Source organism: Nonomuraea sp. NPDC003214 (assembly GCF_053590035.1).
Window position 1 is genome coordinate 99592 of the sequence record NZ_JBSFSX010000010.1, and the last position, 17318, is coordinate 116909.

The 17318-nt window shown below is 72.9% G+C and carries 12 protein-coding genes; 8 read left to right on the forward strand and 4 right to left on the reverse strand.

Features of this window, described 5'->3' with window-relative positions; genetic code table 11:
- Positions 1-121: 121 nt before the first annotated feature.
- The 5 genes from ACWDXC_RS30855 (at position 122) to ACWDXC_RS30875 (ending at position 10366) form a co-directional block, all read left to right on the forward strand.
- Entirely contained in the window at positions 122-2383 is a 2262-nt protein-coding gene (locus ACWDXC_RS30855) for a hypothetical protein (protein WP_449987519.1), read from the forward strand.
- Positions 2384-2386: 3 nt separating this feature from the next.
- A complete protein-coding gene (locus ACWDXC_RS30860; RefSeq protein ID WP_449987522.1) occupies positions 2387-4207 on the forward strand; it encodes a UvrD-helicase domain-containing protein in 1821 nt (606 codons plus the stop codon).
- 48 nt (positions 4208-4255) lie between these two features.
- Positions 4256-6097 (forward strand): sigma factor-like helix-turn-helix DNA-binding protein, encoded by a 1842-nt coding sequence (locus ACWDXC_RS30865; protein ID WP_364176680.1) that lies wholly within the window; start codon positions 4256-4258, stop codon positions 6095-6097.
- Positions 6098-6106: 9 nt separating this feature from the next.
- Entirely contained in the window at positions 6107-7480 is a 1374-nt protein-coding gene (gene cysS / locus ACWDXC_RS30870) for a cysteine--tRNA ligase (RefSeq protein WP_449987526.1), read from the forward strand.
- 384 nt (positions 7481-7864) lie between these two features.
- A complete protein-coding gene (locus ACWDXC_RS30875) occupies positions 7865-10366 on the forward strand; it encodes a penicillin acylase family protein (RefSeq protein WP_364177287.1) in 2502 nt (833 codons plus the stop codon).
- Between the two features lie 5 nt (positions 10367-10371).
- Here the strand turns inward: ACWDXC_RS30875 and ACWDXC_RS30880 are convergent, their stop codons facing one another.
- On the reverse strand, positions 10372-10785 hold the full coding sequence (locus ACWDXC_RS30880; protein ID WP_449987529.1) for a hypothetical protein: 414 nt from the start codon (positions 10783-10785) through the stop codon (positions 10372-10374).
- A gap of 75 nt (positions 10786-10860) precedes the next feature.
- Between ACWDXC_RS30880 and ACWDXC_RS30885 the strand changes: the two genes are divergently transcribed.
- Complete coding sequence (locus ACWDXC_RS30885) at positions 10861-11793, forward strand: hypothetical protein (protein WP_449987531.1); 933 nt, start codon at positions 10861-10863, stop codon at positions 11791-11793.
- A 44-nt stretch (positions 11794-11837) separates the two neighbouring features.
- Here ACWDXC_RS30885 and ACWDXC_RS30890 read toward each other — a convergent pair whose 3' ends face one another.
- The 3 genes from ACWDXC_RS30890 to mshB are packed head-to-tail and all read right to left on the reverse strand — an operon-like array spanning position 11838 to position 13682.
- Positions 11838-12338 (reverse strand): flavin reductase family protein, encoded by a 501-nt coding sequence (locus ACWDXC_RS30890; RefSeq protein WP_357589934.1) that lies wholly within the window; start codon positions 12336-12338, stop codon positions 11838-11840.
- A gap of 18 nt (positions 12339-12356) precedes the next feature.
- Complete coding sequence (locus ACWDXC_RS30895; RefSeq protein WP_219504731.1) at positions 12357-12767, reverse strand: DUF6113 family protein; 411 nt, start codon at positions 12765-12767, stop codon at positions 12357-12359.
- Between the two features lie 9 nt (positions 12768-12776).
- A complete protein-coding gene (gene mshB / locus ACWDXC_RS30900; RefSeq protein WP_449987534.1) occupies positions 12777-13682 on the reverse strand; it encodes an N-acetyl-1-D-myo-inositol-2-amino-2-deoxy-alpha-D-glucopyranoside deacetylase in 906 nt (301 codons plus the stop codon).
- 45 nt (positions 13683-13727) lie between these two features.
- Between mshB and ACWDXC_RS30905 the strand changes: the two genes are divergently transcribed.
- Together ACWDXC_RS30905 and ACWDXC_RS30910 are read left to right on the forward strand one after the other, a co-directional pair.
- Positions 13728-15794: a S9 family peptidase gene (locus ACWDXC_RS30905; protein WP_219504726.1), complete on the forward strand. Its 2067-nt coding sequence runs from the start codon at positions 13728-13730 to the stop codon at positions 15792-15794.
- 95 nt (positions 15795-15889) lie between these two features.
- Complete coding sequence (locus tag ACWDXC_RS30910; RefSeq protein ID WP_449987537.1) at positions 15890-17266, forward strand: alpha/beta fold hydrolase; 1377 nt, start codon at positions 15890-15892, stop codon at positions 17264-17266.
- Positions 17267-17318 lie beyond the last annotated feature (52 nt).

Consider the following 17318-nt stretch of genomic DNA (forward strand, 5'->3'; position numbering starts at 1 on the left):
TGTTTTGCCGGACTATGGTCTGTTCCGTGGGCGACGACGATGGCACCGCTACAAGACGGCGGCGTGAGGGGCTGGTGAACGGAACGGGATGAACTTCTGCCTGAGCGACCTCGTACCACCGTTGAGGTGGAGCGACTCGTCCACGATCACGCTGCTCACCGGGCAGCCGGACCTGCCGGACGCCTGGTGGCGCAGCCTGCCCATGCCCCGGGTGCTCGCCGCCATCGGACCGGAATCGCTCGGCGAACTCCTCACCGAGATCGCCCTGGAGCACTGGCCCGCCGCCGCCGTGGGCGACATCCTGCCCGCGCTGCACGTGCTCGACCCCGACGAGGCGGACGAACCGCACGTCGCGATCGCGCTCGACCGCGCGGGGTCGTGGCCGGGGCTGCTGGCGCTCACCGGGCGCGAACTGGCCGACCAGCCGTTCATCCAGGCCCGGCCCGTGCTCGGCACCCTCTTCTCGGCCGCACTCCACCGGCTGGCCCCGGGGCCCGGTTCCTGGGCCGGGTCCGGGTACGGCGCGGTCACCCTCGACGACGAGCGCGAACTCCCCGCCACGCCCCTCCCCGCCGTCGCGAGCGAACGTCCCGAGGACGATGAGCCCGAGGACGCCGCCCCCGCCGAGGACGCGGCGCCCGCCGTGGAGGCCGCGGCCGCGCCCCTCGCCGCGGACAGCGCGCCCCAGGAGCCCCCGCACCCCGCCGCCGAGGGCGGGCGTCCGGATGGGGAGGAGGAGCGCGCAGAGGCCGCCTCCACCGAGGAGCGTGAGGACGCCGCCGACGCCGAGGAGCACGAGGACGCGGCTTCCGTCGAAGAGCAGGAGGACGCGGCTCCCGTGGAGGAGCGCGCGGCCGCGCTTTTCGCCGCAGATAGCGCGCCCCAGGAAGCCCCGCAACCCGCCGCCGAGGGTGACCGTTCCGAAGAGGACGAACGCCAGGACGCCGCCTCCGCCGAAGAGGCCGGAGACGCGGCCCTCTCGGAGGAGCACGGGGACGCGGCCCCCGCCGAGGATCGTGAGGACGGCGCCGCCGCTGGGGAGCGTGAGGACGCCGACGACGACGAGCACGAGCACGCCGCCTCCGAGGGGCACGGGCACGAGCACGCCGCCTTTGCCGAGGAGCGCGAGGACGCGGCCGAGGAGCCCGCTGGGGCCCTCGCTGCGCAGGCCGGCTGGGGTGAGCGGGCCGAGGAGGAGGGCCGCCAGGACTCCGCCGGGGAAGGGCCGGCGCAGGCGGGTGAGCTGCCTGAGCTGATCGAGGCGGCGTTCGCCGGGCTGGACGACAAGAGCTGGGCCGTCGCGCAGAACCGGGTGTTCACCGACCAGCCGTCGGCCGTGGACCAGCTGGCGAAGCTGTTCGCGGTGCCGCCGGCGGAGATCTCCGCCACGGAGGAGCGGCTCTGGGCGAAGCTGGACAGCTGGCTGGCCAGCGAGGAGGCGGCCCCGTACCGGGCGCATCTGGACGAGCTGCGCAGGACGATCGGCCCGGCGGCGCCGAAGGAGCGGCTGATCGACGCGGCCGACTGGCACGGGGTGGAGATCCGCGCGCTGGAGGTGCCCGCGTGGCAGTTCGTGCTCGCGACGCTGCCGCCGCGCCCGCCGGCTCCGCCACCCGGGACGCCGGTGCCGCCCGTCCCTCAGGCGCCTCCGGCGCCCCCGGCCCCGTCGGCGTTCACGCCGAAGCCGGCCAAGCCGCCGGCGCCGTTGCAGCCGCCGACACCGCTCGGGTCTCTCGGGCCGCTGGGGGCGCTGCCGCCGGGGTTCGTGCCGCCGGATCCGGTGCCGTCGCAGTTCCAGGCGTTCGCCCCGGCCGTGCCGGTGCCGGGGGACGGCAACGGGAACTCGGGCGAGCACGGCAAGCCGTACCAGCCGTTGAAGGACGTGTCGCAGACCCGCCGCTGTTTCCGCCAGCCGGACGGACGCTGGTGGCTGCGGATCGACGTGACGGCCGAGCAGCTCGCCGGAGGCGAGTGCGCGCTGCCGACCGGGTTCGCCTCCTACCTGGGGCTGTCGCCGGGTGAGAGCAGGACGGTCAGGAGCGCGGCGGGTGAGCTGACGATGACCTGGCACGGCAGGCCGGTGCTGGAGTCGATCGAGCGGCTGCTGGTGGACGTGGGCGCCAAGGAGGGCGGCCACCTGTTCCTGACGCTGTCGGACGAGGGCGTGCTGCGGGCCCGGCACCTGCCGGTGGCCGCGCAGGGCGCCGAGAAGATCACCAAGGCGTTGCGCCTGGTCGGTTACACGGCTCCGGGCGGCACGCGGGAGCAGGCGGCCCGGGTGATCGCGACGCGGATCGGGATGACGGGCCCGGTGGGGCTGCCCGAGCTGCTCACCAGGCTCCGTGAGCGCGGGGACCGCGACCTGCTCGGCCTTCTGGACTGAGCCGTGCCGCGGCTCGCGATCGGCCCTGAGTCCCCCAGGGAGCTCAGCGCACTGGCCCAGCCGGTGCGCAGGGACGCCGTGGTCGCGTTGCGGCGGTTCCTGCTGAACGTGGCGGGCGCGCCGCATCCCGAGCGGGTGCGGGGCGGCCGGGACGCGCGGGTGGCGACGCTGCGGCTGGCCGAGGGGCTGCGCGGGGTGGTGGTGCGGCAGCGGGACGTCTACTGGCTGCGCACGGTGCTGCCGGACGCGGACGCCTGGTCGTTCGCGCAGCGGCATCGTTACGGCGTCAACCCGGTGATCGGCGTGGTCGAGGAGTGGGACGCGCAGGCGCTGGAGCGGGTGGAGCCGGCGTTACGCCGGTCGGCGGGGGCTTCGCGGCTGTTCGAGCGGATCTGTGATGGTGATCTGCTGGCGCTGGGCATCGACGCGCGGGCGCTGCCTCTGGTGCGGCTCGTGACGACCGAGGCGGACCTGGAGGCGCTGGAGCCGCTGCTTCCGCCGACGCAGTATCTGCCGCTGGCAGTGCTGGCCAGGGGCGGCACGCTGACGGAGGCTTGGCGGGAGCTGGACGGCTGCCGCGCGCTGGCGGAGCCGGAGGAGCCGGTCGATCCGGAGGATCTGCACGCGGCGCTGCTGCGCAGCCCGGACCGGGCGGCGTTCGCGTCGGACAAGTCGGAGCTGGACCAGGTGCTGACGGCGCCGGAGTGGTGCACGTACGTGCATCCGCCGCAGCACCGGCTGGCCAGGGCGGCGCGTTACGAGCGTCCGGTGCTGGTGGTGGGCGGGGCGGGCACCGGCAAGACGGTGGTGGCGCTGCACCGGGCGGCGCATCTGGCGGCGCACGGGCGCGGGCCGGTGCTGCTGGTGACGTTCTCGCAGGGGCTGGCGGAGGACCTGGCGACGCGGCTGGACCTGCTCGTGCGGGACGTGGCGTTGCGCAAGCGGATCGACGTGGACAATCCGGAACGGCTGGCGATGCGCATCGTGGGCCTGGCGGAGGGGCGGCGTCCGGCGCTGGTCGGGCCGGGGGCGCGGAGCATGGCCGAGCTGACCGAGGAGGCGCTGCGGCTGCTGGCCAGGACGACGGGCGACGTGCTCGACGAGCTGGAGCCGGGGCGCAAACCGTACCGTCACATCGTGGTGGACGAGGGGCAGGACGTGAGCCCGGCGCAGTGGCGGCTGCTGCGCGCGGCGGCGCCGCGCGCGCACGACGACCTGTTCGTCGTCGGGGACCCGCACCAGCGGGTGACCGACACGCGGGTGGCGCTGGGCGCGGTGGGCATCCCGGCCGAGTCGCACGAGCTGCGGCTGTCGCACCGGCTCTCGCGCGAGACGCTGGCGTTCGCGGTGCGGGTGCGTGGCGGCGGTCCGGCCGATGGGCTGGTCAAGGGCATGTCGGCGATGTACGGTTTCCGCGGCTCGCACTTCGGTGCGCGGCCGGTGGTGCGGGCCTTCGAGTCGCCCGAGGCGGAGCTGTCCGGATTGGAGAGCGTGATCGCTGCCTGGCTGGATGACGGCGTGCCGGCGGACCGGATCGCCGTGGGCGCGCGCGGCCCGGAGCAGGTGCGCGCGGCCCGGCGGGCGTTGCGGGACGTGCCGGTGCGGGTGTCGGCGTTCGCGCATCTGAAGGGCCTGGAGTTCGACCGGGTGGCGCTGATCGGGGTGGCCGAGGGGGTCGTCCCCGAGCGGCCGCCCGACGATCCGGGGGCCCGGGCCAGGGCGTTGCAGCGGGAGCGGAGCATGCTGTTCGTCGCGTGCACGCGTGCTCGATCATTGCTCTACATATCCCATTCCGGAAGAGGTAGCCCCTTTCTGTCCTTCTGATCACATAGTCTGAACTGCGGATATCTTCCCTTTGCCGGTTGGACCCCAATGAACCTCAGCCTGAGTGACCTCGCGCCACCCCTGCGCTGGACCTCCCCTGGCCAGATCGCGCCGATCGCGGAAGAGCCCCAGCTGCCCGAGGCGTGGTGGCAGGCGATCCCGCTCGACCGCGTGTGCGCCATCGTCGGCACGCAGGCCGTCGCGTCCCGGCTCGCCGACCTGTCCGTGGCCTTCTGGGGACACCTGCTCCTGGGCGACATCCTTCCCCTGCTGCGCTTCTCCGACCCGGCCGAGGCCGAGCGGACCCCCGAGATGCTCGGCAAGGACGTGGTGCAGAAGCTGTACGGGGGCGTCTTCGACCGGCTGCTCGAACCCGCCGCCGTCGCGCCCGTGCCGGTCCGCCAGGACAAGCCGCTGCCCGAGCTGATCGACGCCCTGTTCGGCGCGCTGGACGACCGCCAGCGGGCGATCGCGCGCGACCGGCTGTACGCGGCCGACCGGGCCACGCTGGACGAGCTGGCGCAGCGCTTCTCGGTCACCAGGGAGCGGATCCGGCAGATCGAACGCGACCTGCGCGACCACGTCGAAGCCTGGCTGGCCGGGCCGGACGCCGCCGCGCTGGTCGCCCACGTCGCCTGGCTGCGCGGCCGGCTCGGCTCGGCCGTGCCCGCCGACGACTTGGCCGCCGCCGTGCCGTGGCACCGCGGCGACCTGCGCACGCTGGGCATCCCCGCCTGGCGGTTCGTGCGCACGCTGCTGACCGGCTACGAGCAGGCCGACGGGTGGCTGGTCGCGGGCGGCGCGGACGAGCTGCGCGAGAAGACCAGGCAGCTGTTCGCCGACGGCCCGCACCCGCTGGGCGAGGCCGTGGCCATGGTCACCCAGCTCGGCGTCCGCGAGGACGTGGCCGAGCGCTGGATCCTCGCCGTGCCGCAACTGCGCGTGCTCGACCAGCACGTGGTGCCGTGGCCGCGCAGCATCAACGAGAAGGCCGAGGCGGTGCTGGCGGTGGCCGGGCGCCCGCTGACGCCGGAGGAGATCCAGGAGCGCATCGGCGAGGACTACAGCCTGGTCGGCATCCGCAACCAGCTCACCGCCGACGAGCGCTTCCGCCGCGTCGACAGGAACAAGTACGGCCTGACCCGCTGGGGCGGCGACGAGTACCTGGGCATCAGGGAGATGATCGCCCGGGAGATCGAGCGGGCCGGCGGCGAGGCGTCGGTCAGCACGATCGTCACCAACCTCACCTCCCGCTACGACGTCAGCGAGAGCTCGGTGCGCGCCTACTCGGGCGGCCCGGGGTTCGAGCGGACCCAGCGCGGCTGGATCCGCGTCGCGGGCACCTCGCCCACCGGGGAGTCGGAGCCGTACCAGCCGCGCAAGGACGTCTCCGAGACGCGGCGCAGCTTCCGCAGCCGCGACGGCCGCTGGTGGCACCGGGTGGACGTGAACGCCGAGCACCTGCGCGGCTCGGGATCGCCGCTGCCGACCGGGTTCGCCGCCTACCTGGGGATGGCGCCCGGCGGGCAGCTCACCGCGTCCACGGCGACCGGCGACGTGGTGATCAGCTGGCACAACCAGCCGACGATGGGGTCGATCCGCAACGTGCTGGCCGACTTCAAGGCGAGCGAGGGCGACCACGTCTTCCTGACCGTCTCCGACGGCGGCGAGCTGCTGACCCGTCACCTGCCGGCGGCGGCCACCGCGATGCCGCCGCTGAACCGGGCCCTCTACCTGATCGGCTACACCGCGCCCGTCAGCTCCGAGGCCGAGGGGCTGCGCCTGATCGGCGCGCGCATCGGCCTGCCGGAGACGGCGACACGCGAGGAGGTGCTCGCCAGGCTGCGGGAGCGCGGCGACCGCGACATCCTCGGCTACCTGGGCGGCTAGCATCGGGGAATGCTGCGGATCTACGACACGCGTGCCAGGCAGGTCGAGGAGATCGAGCGATCCCGCGCCCTGCGCATGTACACCTGCGGGCCGACCGTCTACCGGTCGGCCCACGTCGGCAACCTGCGCTCCTACCTGCTGTCCGACCTGATCAGGCGGGTGCTGGAGCGGCAGCGGGTGCGCATGGTCGTCTGCCAGAACATCACCGACGTCGGCCACGTGACGGACGACAGCGCCGCCGACACCGGTGAGGACAAGGTCCGCATGCAGGCGCGGGCCGAGGGGCGCTCCCCCGCCGAGCTGGCGCGCGCGTACGAGGAGGAGTTCCGCCGCGACACGCTGGCGCTCAACCTGCGCCCGCCGGAGCACACGCCGCGCGCCTCCGAGACGATCGAGCTGATGGTCGAGCTGGTGGCCAAGCTGATCGAGCGGGGACACGCGTACACGGTCCCGGACGGATCGGTGTTCTTCGACGTACGGACCTTCCCCTCCTACGGGGAGATCTCGGGCAACCGGCTGGAGGATCTGCAGCCCGCCCACCGCATCGAGGCCGTCGACCCGCGCAAGCGCTTCCACGCCGACTGGGCGCTGTGGAAGCCCGCCGAGGGCGACCTGTCGTGGGAGGCGCCCTGGGGGGCCGGGTTCCCGGGCTGGCACCTGGAGTGCTCGGCCATGTCGCTGCGGTTCCTCGGCGAGCGCGTCGACCTCCACACCGGCGGCATCGACCTGCGCTTCCCGCATCACGAGGACGAGCGCGCCCAGTCCGGCGCGGCGACCGGGCACGAGGTGGTCAAGCACTGGGTGCACGGCGAGCACCTGCTGTTCGACGGGCGCAAGATGGCCAAGTCGAGCGGCAACGTGGTGCTGCTGTCCGACGTGACCGAGGCCGGGCTCGACCCGCTGGCGGTGCGGCTGGCGTTCCTGGAGCACCGCTACCGCCAGCAGATGAACCTCACCTGGGACACCCTGCGGGCCGCCGACCGCACGCTGCGCCGCTGGCGGACCCGGGTGGCCGAGTGGTCGGAGTCGCCCAGCTCGCCCATGGCCGCGCACTACGTGCAGCGGGTCGAGGCGGCCTTCGACGACGACCTCGACACGCCGTCGGCGCTGCGGCTGATGCGCGAGCTGGAGCGCGACCCCGAGGTGGCTCCCGGGGCCAAGTTCGAGTCGTTCCTGCACCTGGACCAGGTGCTGGCGCTGGACCTGTCGACGCAGATCGGCAGGGGCCCCGCGGCGCTGCCCGGGGGCGCGGCCGAGCTGCTGGAGCAGCGCTCGCGGGCGCGCGAGGCGCGCGACTGGGCGGCGGCCGACCGGCTGCGCGACGAGCTGGCCGAGCTGGGGGTCAGGGTGTCGGACACCCCGGACGGCCAGAGCTGGGGCTGAGCCCGGCCGCCTGACCCGCCTGACCCGCCTGAGGGTCCGCCTGACCCGCCTGAGGGTCCGCCTGGTCCGCTGCCCAGCCGCCCCGCCGTACGCAGTGCGGCGGGGCGGCTGATCGCTGCGCGGAAACAGCACCTATCGAGAGGTCGGGCGGACGGCATGGCAGGGACCGTCCGCCCGCGTGGCGCCGTCCTGATGCGGTGGTGGACGGTACGCGCCATGCGCACGATACGCAGATCGTGGGTTGCATCGGGGTTGCGTCATGTCACGCGGTACAGGCTCGGAAACCCCCCGTGACGGGCGGCGGAAGGAGTGAGCGAGGGCTGCCAGACTTAGTCCAGCGCGGGATGGATGGAGGTATTCGTGAGGTTCAGGCCGTACGCGTGGATGCCGTGGCCACTGCGCTGGTCCGCGCGGATCTTGACCGTTCTGCTGGCACTGGCGCTGGTGCTGGCGGGGGTGCTCGTCCACACGGTACGCCAGTCGTTCCCGCAGTTGGAAGGCACGCTCCGGTTGCCAGGGCTAACCGGAAATGTAGAGATTTATCGCGATAAAAACGGAATCCCACACATCTACGCCGGCACCTCCGAGGACCTGTTCATGGCCCAGGGCTTCGTGCACGCGCAGGACCGGTTCTGGGAGATGGACTTCCGGCGGCACGTGACCGCCGGGCGGCTGTCCGAGCTGTTCGGCACGGCGACGCTCGACAACGACAAGGCCATCAGGACCATGGGCTGGCGCCGGGTCGCCGAGCAGGAGCTGGCCGAGCTCACCGAGCGCACCAAGCGCTACCTCGACGCCTACGCCAAGGGCGTGAACGCCTGGCTCGCGGCCAACCCCAACGCCTCCGACCGCAGCCTCGAATACTCCGTCCTGAAGGTTCAGAACGGCGGCTACACCCCCGAGCCGTGGACGCCGCTCGACTCCGTCTCCTGGCTCAAGGCCATGGCGTGGGACCTGCGCTCCAACCTCGAGGACGAGATCGACCGCGCGCTCGCCCTCACCAAGCTGCCGCCCGAGCGGGTCGAGCAGCTCTACCCCGGCTACCCGTACGACAGGCACGACCCGATCGTCACCGTGGGCGCGGTCGTCAAGGAGGTCTACGACCAGCGGGCCGACCCCCGGCCGCCGCGCGAGGAGCGCACCGGCGCGCGGGTGCTCGCCCAGGCCGCGCAGGCGCTGAAGGCGGTGCCGAGCACGATGAGCACCGCCGAGCGCGACGGGATCGGCTCGAACTCGTGGGTCGTCTCCGGCGACCACACCGTCAGCGGCAAGCCGCTGCTGGCCAACGACCCGCACCTGTCGGCCCAGATGCCCTCCGTCTGGTACCAGACCGGGCTGCACTGCCGCGAGCTCAGCGACGCGTGCTCCTACGACGTGACCGGGTTCTCCTTCTCCGGCGTCCCCGGCGTGGTCATCGGGCACACGGACAAGATCGCCTGGGGATTCACCAACCTGGGGCCGGACGTGGCCGACCTGTTCCTGGAGAAGGTCGACGGCGACACCTACCTCTACCGGGGCGAGCGGGTCCCGCTGGAGGTTCGGCAGGAGAAGATCGAGGTCGCGGGCGGGCGGCCGGTGACCATCACCGTGCGCGCCACCCGGCACGGGCCGCTGGTCAACGAGGTGATGGGCGCCGTCAAGCCGAGCGGCGAGGCCAACGCCGTCGCCCTGTCGTGGACGGCGCTGACCCCCGGCAGGACCGCCGACGCGATCTTCGCGCTGAACGAGGCGGGCGACTGGAACGAGTTCCGGGCGGCGGCCGCGCTGTTCGACGTCCCGGCGCAGAACCTGGTCTACGCCGACACCAGCGGCACCATCGGCTACCAGGCCCCCGGCCGCATCCCCGTACGCGAGAACGGCGACGGCACCGTGCCCGTGCCCGGCTGGACCGGCGAGTACGACTGGAAGACCGCGCCGATCCCGTACGACCAGCTCCCGTCGGTGCGCAACCCCGCCGAGGGCTACATCGTCACCGCCAACAACGCCGTCATCGACCCCTCCCGCTACGCGCCGCTGCTGACCAAGGACTGGTCGTACGGGTTCCGCTCCCAGCGCATCCTCGACCGGCTCAAGGAGGAGATCGGCAAGGGCAAGCTGGACGCCGCCGCCATGTCGCGCATCCAGCAGGACGACCACAACGGGCTGGCCGCGACGCTCGTCCCGGCGCTGATGGAGGTGAGCCTGGCGGGGCCGAGCGCCCAGGCCAGGCAGCTCCTCGACGGCTGGGACGGCTCCCAGGGGCTCGACTCGGCCCCGGCGGCGTACTTCAACGCGGTCTGGCGGCACCTGCTCAGGCTGACCTTCCACGACGAGCTGCCGGAGGCGGCCAGGCCGAGCGGCGGCGACCGCTGGTACGAGGTGGTCGGGCAACTGCTGAACTCCCCCGGCGACCCGTTCTGGGACGACGTCACCACCGAGGAGCGCGTCGAGGAGCGCGACGACATCCTGCGTCAGGCGCTCGCCTCCGCCTACCGGGAGCTCACCGAGCTGCTCGGCGACGACGTCAAGGCGTGGCGCTGGGGCGACCTGCACCGGCTCACGCTCACCCACCAGACGCTCGGCACGTCCGGGATCGGCCCGATCGAGTCCCTGTTCAACCGGGGGCCGCTGGCGGTCGCGGGCAACAAGGACGCGGTCAACGCCACCGGCTGGAACGTCCTGGAGGACTACGCGATCACCTCGGTGCCGTCGATGCGGATGGTCCTCGACCTGTCCGACCTGGACAAGTCGCAGTGGATCAACCTCACCGGGGCCTCGGGGCACGCCTTCCACGACAACTACTGGGACCAGGCCGCCGTCTGGGCCAGGGGCGAGCTGCTGCCGATGCGCTCGAAGCCGGAGTCGGTCAAGAAGGCGGCGGCGCACACGCTCAAGCTGACTCCCTGACGCGGCTACGCCCGCCTGCGCCAGCGCGCGGCGTTGCGCGGGTAGCCGCCGTCGTCGAGGTCGGCCAGGCGTTCGAACGGGTTGTAGGACGCCTGGTCGCCGCAGACGGCCAGCGAGACCAGCATGGCCAGCAGGTAGAGCGGCAGCATGGGCAGCCCCGCGCACCACGCCCACTGGGTGGCGTGCCTGCCCTCGTGTCGCACCAGCCGGTCGCTGAGCGCGTCGCGCCTGGTCAGCACCACGTTCCCGACCGTGAACGCGCCCGCGACGGGGAACCGGTAGCGGTAGCCGTACGCGAGCACGAGCCCGTCGGGGCCGGGCTGCCGGCGCGCCCCGCCCGCGGCGGCGATCAGCAGGCCGAGCGGCGTGGTGAGATTGACATAGTTCGCCACGCGCCGGAACCGATAGCGCCTGTCCATACGTCTCAGTCTTGACCAATCTTGACAGGTCGGGATAATGGCCTGCGTCCTGAAATCTCCCACAAGAGCAGGATTATGAGATTAGCCATCCTGGGCGCTCTGCTGGGCACCGCGGCACTGGCCGGTGCGGGCGGAATCGCGATCACGCAGACGTCGACCACCGATCCCCTACGCCTCATCGAAACCCCTCCCGGCGCGCGACTGGCGTTGCTCCCCAGCACCGCCACCCCGAAACCCGAGGTCGGGCGCTACACCGCCAAGACGAAGATCGTCAAGAAGAAGGGCGTCTCGTACCTGGACGTCTCCATCAAGTACGGCGGCGCCGCCAGGTTCAGCGTCAAGCAACGCGCCTGCAAGGGCAAGTCGTGCCGGACCACCACGGCCGAGCTCGCCGTGACCACCGGCGCGGGCCAGGTCCAGAAGAAGGTGGGCAAGGGCGCGTACAAGCTGCGCGGCAAGCCGAAGATCAAGGTCAAGCCGCTGCCGTGGCCCACCAGGACGGTCACGGCCACGCCCACGGCCACCGTCACCGCGTCGGCGCCGCCCCCGGAGGTCCCCACGGAGACGGTCACGGAGACGGCAACCGTCACCGTCACGGTCACCGAGCCAGGGCCGACCGTCACCGTCACGGAGCCAGGCCCCACGGTGACGATCACCTGTCAGCCGGTCCCGGTGCCGCCCGTCACCCCGACGGCGACGGTGACGGGCCCGATGCCGCCCACGGTGACCTCCACCCCGCCCCCGACGATCACTCCGACGCCCACATCCACGCTGATCCCGCCGACGGACCAGCCCACCGACGTGCCGCCTCCGCCTGATCCGACGGACGTCCCGACGGACGTCCCGACCGGCCCTCTGCCGACCCCGACCCCGACCGGACCCCCGCCCACCCTTCCGACGGACCCGGGGCCGGGCTGTCACACCCCGACCGAGCCGCCACCGCCGACCGTCTCTCCCACGAGCGAGCCGACGGGCGAGCCGACCGTCCCTGAGCCCCCGGTCCAGTGACGCGGCGTCCCACCGGCTCCCGATCCAGGGGGCCGGTGGGACCGTCAGAGCTTCTTGTAGCGCCCCTCGTGGTACGTCAGCGCCTCGCCCTCACCCGGCATCCCCAGCGCTGTCACCGCCCCCACGATGATCGAATGGTCGCCGCCCGGGTGCACCGCGTCGGTCCGGCACTCCACCGTCGCCAGCGCCGCGTCGAACAGCGCGACCCCCGTCTCCCCCCGATGGTGCCCCCACCGGGCGAGCTGCCCGTTCAACGGCCGCCCGCGATGGGCGAAGAAGCGCGAGGCGTCCTCCATCGAGGCCGGCAGCACCGAGACCGCCCACACCCCCGCCTCCAGCACCGCGTCATGGAAGCGCGCGACCTTCTCGGCGCAGAAGAGCACCAGCAGCGGCTCCAGCGACACGGACGTGAAGGAGTTGACGGTCATCGCGTAGTCGACGTCTCCGAGCCGGGTCGTGACGACCGTCACACCGGTGGCGAAACGCCCGACGACTTTCCGGTACGTTTGCCGATCTCCGTGCCGCTCTATGGACGCATGGTGCACGAAGGTTACTTTATGCCGCTACGACCGGCTGCTCTCCGGGTGGCCGTGCATCAACCACGAACCCCCTGATGAGGGCGACAGCAGGAACGCCGCGACCACGGCCGCGATCCCCCCGTAGAGGTACACGTACCCGGGCGTGTTTCCCGAGATGACCAGATCGCCCGCGCCCAGCTTGAACGAGAACGCCATCGACACCAGCAGCCACCCCGCCGAGGTCACCGCGGAGCCCAGGCGGGTCCCCATCAGCCTGCCCGCCCCCAGGCTGACGCCGAACAGGATGACCAGCCAGGCGATCGCCGTGACAGGCTGGCGCACGCCGTCGTGGGCATGGGTGAAGCCGCCCACCACGCCCATGACGACGCCCAGGACGAAGAGCATCCCGTAGGCGGCTCCGCCCAGCGCCGACTCGGCCTGGCTGCGTTGCTCCATATCGAGAGGTTAGTGGATGCCGGCGAACAGATCGTTCTCGCGGACATGCGGCTCGCCGAGCCCCCCGGCCTCGATCGGCGGACCTGCCACGGCGGGTCCGCGTACGCCCTCGGCCAGCACGAAGTGCTCCACGCCGAGCACTTCCTGGCCGATGTCGTTGGACAGCGCGTACCACGGCTCCCTGACCGTGATCTGCGTGGCGTGGGCGCGCATGGCGGCGGCCTTGTGACCGATCCAGGGGCGCGCGTCGATCTCGGTGGTGATCACGTCGTCGGGGCTGCCGAACGGCATCTCGTCCACGTCCTCGACGATGAACCCGGACCCGGCCTCCCGCAGCGCCTCGTTGCTCCGGCGCATCACGGACCTGGCGCTGGCCGTGTAGTAGAGCTTGGCGATCCGCCACGGCTCGCCCCCGCCGAACGCCGGATCTGCGGCCAGCTCCCACGCCCGGCGCGACACCCGGTGCGCCTGGATGTGGTCGGGATGCCCGTAATGGCCGTTCTCGTCGTACGTGACCAGCACCTGCGGCCTGACCTCGCGGATCACCTCGACCAGCGCGCCGGCGGCCTCGTCCAGGTCGGCCTGCCAGAACGCGGTGGGACGGTCGTTGGAGGCCACGCCCATCATGCCGGAGTCGCGCCAGCGGCCCGCCCCGCCGAGGAAGCGGTGGTCCTCGACGCCGAGCGCGGCGCAGGCGGCCGCCAGCTCGCCGATGCGGTGCGGCCCGAGCGCGTCGTCGCGGTCGGCGGCCAGGTGCGCGAGCTCCTCCGGGATGACCTCGCCCTCCTCCCCCAGCGTGCAGGTCACGAGCGTGACGTGGGCGCCTTCGGCGGCGTAGCGCGCCATGGTCGCGCCGGTGCCGATCGACTCGTCGTCGGGGTGTGCGTGCACCAGCAGCAGACGTCGGTCCATCATGGTCCGAAGCGTAACGGGCGCCTGGTTGCTGGCAGGATTGGGCCCATGAGTGAGAGCTTCCCGCGCCTGGCCGCCAGGACCCGCCGCTTCACCCTCGGAGTGCCCAGGGGCTTCACGATCTCCCCTGACGGCGGCAGGGTGGTGTTCCTGCGGACCAGGTCCGGCACCGACCCGGTGACCTGCCTGTGGGAGCTCGACACCGAGACGCACGTCGAGCGGCTGGTGGTCGATCCGCGCACGCTCGACGCCGACGAGGGCGACCTGCCTGCCGAGGAGCGCGCCCGGCGTGAGCGCAGCCGCGAGCAGGCCGGCGGCGTCGTCGCCTACTCGACCGACTCCGCGGTGACCAGGGCGGCGTTCGCGCTGGCCGGCGGGCTGTACGTGACCGAGCTGGCCGACGGGAGCACGCGCAGGCTCGACACGCCCGGTCTGGTGATCGATCCCCGCATCTCGCCCGACGGGCGGCATGTCGCGTACGTCACCGGCGGCGCCTTCCACGTGCACGACCTGACGTCCGGCGCCGACCGCGTCCTGGCGACGCCCGAGTCCCCGACCGTCACCTACGGCCTGGCCGAGTTCGTCGCCGCCGAGGAGATGGACCGGATGCGCGGCCACTGGTGGTCGCCGTCGAGCGACGCGCTCCTGGTCGAGCGGGCCGACGACGCGCCGGTCCGGACCTGGTACATCGCCGACCCGGCCAACCCCGACCGGCCCGCGACCGTCCAGCGCTACCCCGCCGCGGGCACGCCCAACGCCGTCACCGAGCTGTTCGTCCTGGGCCTCGACGGCTCCCGGGTCGCGGTGCCGTTCGAGCACGAATACCTGACCACCGCCTCCTGGGACTCCCACGCGCTGTCGATCGTGACGCTGTCGCGCGACCAGAAGACCATGCGCCTGCTCTCCGTCGACCCCGCGACCGGCGCGTCCACGCTGGTGCGCGAGGACACCGACCCGGCCTGGGTCGACATCGTCACCGGCGTGCCCGCCCACCTCGACGACGGCACGCTGGTCTGGGTCGCGTCCGCCGACGGCGGTCACCGGCTGTTCGTCGGCGACCGCGCCGTCACCCCGCCCACGCTCCAGGTGCGCGCCGTGCTCGACGTCGACCACGACAGCGTGCTGTTCAGCGCGAGCGGCGACCCCACCGAGATCCAGCTCTGGACCTGGGACGGCCACTCGCTGCTGCCCGTCTCCACCCGCTCCGGCGTGTTCTCCGGCCGGATGGCGGGCGGCGTCGGCGTGCTGTCGGAGCAGAGCCTCGACACCGAGGGCGTGGCCACCACCGTCGTCCGGCGCGACGGCGTGGCGATCCCGATCCCCTCCCACGCCGAGCGTCCCGGCCTCGACCTGCGCGTCTCGCTCGGCCGTTCCGGCCGCCGCGAGCTGTCCACCGCCGTGGTGCTGCCCTCGTGGCACGAGCCCGGCTCGCGGGCGCTGCCCGTCCTCATGGATCCGTACGGGGGTCCGCACGCGCAGCGCGTCCTCAACCGGCGCGGCGGCTACCTGGAGAGCCAGTGGTTCGCCGAGCAGGGGTTCGCCGTGGTGGTGGCCGACGGGCGGGGCACGCCGGGCCGCGGTCCGGCGTTCGAACGGGCGGTGCTGAACGACCTGGCCACGCCCGCGCTCGACGACCAGATCGACGCCCTCCAGGGCGTGGCCGAGCAGTATCCCGACGACCTCGACCTGACGAAGGTGGCGATCCGGGGCTGGTCGTTCGGCGGGTTCCTGGCGGCGCTGGCGGTGCTGCGCAGGCCCGACGTGTTCCACGCCGCCGTGGCGGGCGCGCCGGTGACCGACTGGCGGCTGTACGACACCTGCTACACCGAGCGTTACCTGGGGGACCCGGCGGAGCAGCCGGACGTGTACGACAAGTCCTCGCTCTTCGGTGACGCGGCCAAGCTCGAACGGCCGTTGCTGCTCATCCACGGCCTGGCCGACGACAACGTGGTCGCGGCCCACACGCTGCGCCTGTCGTCGGCGCTGCTCGCGGCCGGGCGCCAGCACAGCGTGCTGCCGCTGTCGGGCGTCACGCACATGACGCCGCAGGAGGTCGTGGCCGAGAACATGATGCTGCTCCAGGTGGACTTCCTGAAGAAGGCGCTGCACCTGTGACCCAGGTCTGACAGACCACGGTCTGATTCGGCACCCGCCAGAACCAGACCGTGGTCCGATGTGCGGGGGGCGCCGCGTCCGCGATCGTGAACGTCATGTTCAAGCCCCTCCTGCTGGCGCTGGCCCTGGTCCTGCCCACCCCGCAACAGTCCCCCGCTCCCTCGCTCGCCTGGAGTCCGTGCCCCGGCGACAAGATCGGCATGGAGTGCGCCGACCTCCAGGTGCCCGTCGACTGGAGCAAGCCCGACGGCCGCCGCATCACGCTCAAACTGGGCCGCCTCAAGGCCACCGGCAGGTCCGAGGGCTCGGTCCTGATCTCCTACGGCGGCCCCGGCGGTCCCGGCATCGGCCTGACGCAGAGCCTGTCCTCGTGGTGGACGAAGCTCCGCGCCCGCATGGACCTCGTCACCTGGGACACCCGCGGCTACGGCCGCCAGTTCGGCGGCCTCGCCACCGGCCTCGACTGCACCTGGACCCGCCTGCCGATCCCCGAGTTCCCGCGTGACGACGCCGGCTTCGGCCGCCTGTCCGACACCAACCGCGGGGCGGCCGAGGTGTGCCGCCACAACGACCCCGAGCTGTTCGCCCACATGAGCTCCGCCGACCACGCCCGCGACATGGAGGCGATCCGCAAGGCGCTCGGCGGCGACCGGCTCAACTACTACGGCGCCTCCTATTCCGGCATCTACGGCCAGGCCTACGCCCGCCTGTTCCCCGGCCAGGTCCGCACGATGGTCCTCGACGGCACCCTCAACCACAGCACCGCCGACTGGGGCGCGGAGGTTGCGGCCATGGCCGCCGACAACGAGCGGCACCTGCGGCGCTTCTTCACCTGGTGCGCCGCCTCCGGCGACTGCCGCGACGTCCCCGGCAAGTTCCGTTCCCTCGTCAGGCGGGCCGACCGCACCCCGGTCCGGGCCGCGGCCGGCGTCGCCTACACCGGCCGTGACCTGCGCTCCTTCGCGATCGGCCGGGCCCGGCAGGGCGAGCCGGGCTGGCCCGCCCTGGCCAAGGCCGTCCGCCGGGCCCACGCCGGTGACGCCTCCGGCTTCCTCCCCGAGCGCGGCGCCCGCTATCCCGACCAGAGCACCGGCGTGACCGAGTGCACCGACTGGCCGCGCCCCGCCTCCCGCGCGGAGCTCGACGCCACCGTCACCCGCGTGCGCCGCGCCGCCCCCACCGCCGGCGCCGCCAACACCCTCGCCGCCGGGTCGCTGGCCTGCATCGGCTGGCCCACCCCGGTCACCAACCCGCCCGCCCCGCTCCCCAAGGGCCTCCCGCCGCTGCTGGGCGCCGGCGCGTGGGGCGAGTCCGACGCCGTCTCGCGCATCCTCGCCCAGGTGCCGGGCAGCGTCACGATCGCCCACGACGGTCCCGGCCACACCCTGTACGGCGCCAACGCCTGCGCCCGTGACCACATCGACCGCTACCTCACCGACGGGCGGCTCCCGTCCCAGGGCACGACGTGCTGACGACCCTCCCGGGCAAGCCTCGCAAACGGCGCAATATTACGAAATTGCGCCA

Coding starts and splice junctions, on each gene's coding strand:
- ACWDXC_RS30880 (WP_449987529.1), bottom strand. CDS start 10,785: ATGGACAGGCGCTATCGGTTCCGGCGCGTGGCGAACTATGTCAATCTC.
- ACWDXC_RS30865 (WP_364176680.1), top strand. CDS start 4,256: ATGAACCTCAGCCTGAGTGACCTCGCGCCACCCCTGCGCTGGACCTCC.
- mshB (WP_449987534.1), bottom strand. CDS start 13,682: ATGATGGACCGACGTCTGCTGCTGGTGCACGCACACCCCGACGACGAG.
- ACWDXC_RS30885 (WP_449987531.1), top strand. CDS start 10,861: ATGAGATTAGCCATCCTGGGCGCTCTGCTGGGCACCGCGGCACTGGCC.
- ACWDXC_RS30875 (WP_364177287.1), top strand. CDS start 7,865: ATGCCGTGGCCACTGCGCTGGTCCGCGCGGATCTTGACCGTTCTGCTG.
- ACWDXC_RS30895 (WP_219504731.1), bottom strand. CDS start 12,767: ATGGAGCAACGCAGCCAGGCCGAGTCGGCGCTGGGCGGAGCCGCCTAC.
- ACWDXC_RS30905 (WP_219504726.1), top strand. CDS start 13,728: ATGAGTGAGAGCTTCCCGCGCCTGGCCGCCAGGACCCGCCGCTTCACC.
- cysS (WP_449987526.1), top strand. CDS start 6,107: ATGCTGCGGATCTACGACACGCGTGCCAGGCAGGTCGAGGAGATCGAG.
- ACWDXC_RS30910 (WP_449987537.1), top strand. CDS start 15,890: ATGTTCAAGCCCCTCCTGCTGGCGCTGGCCCTGGTCCTGCCCACCCCG.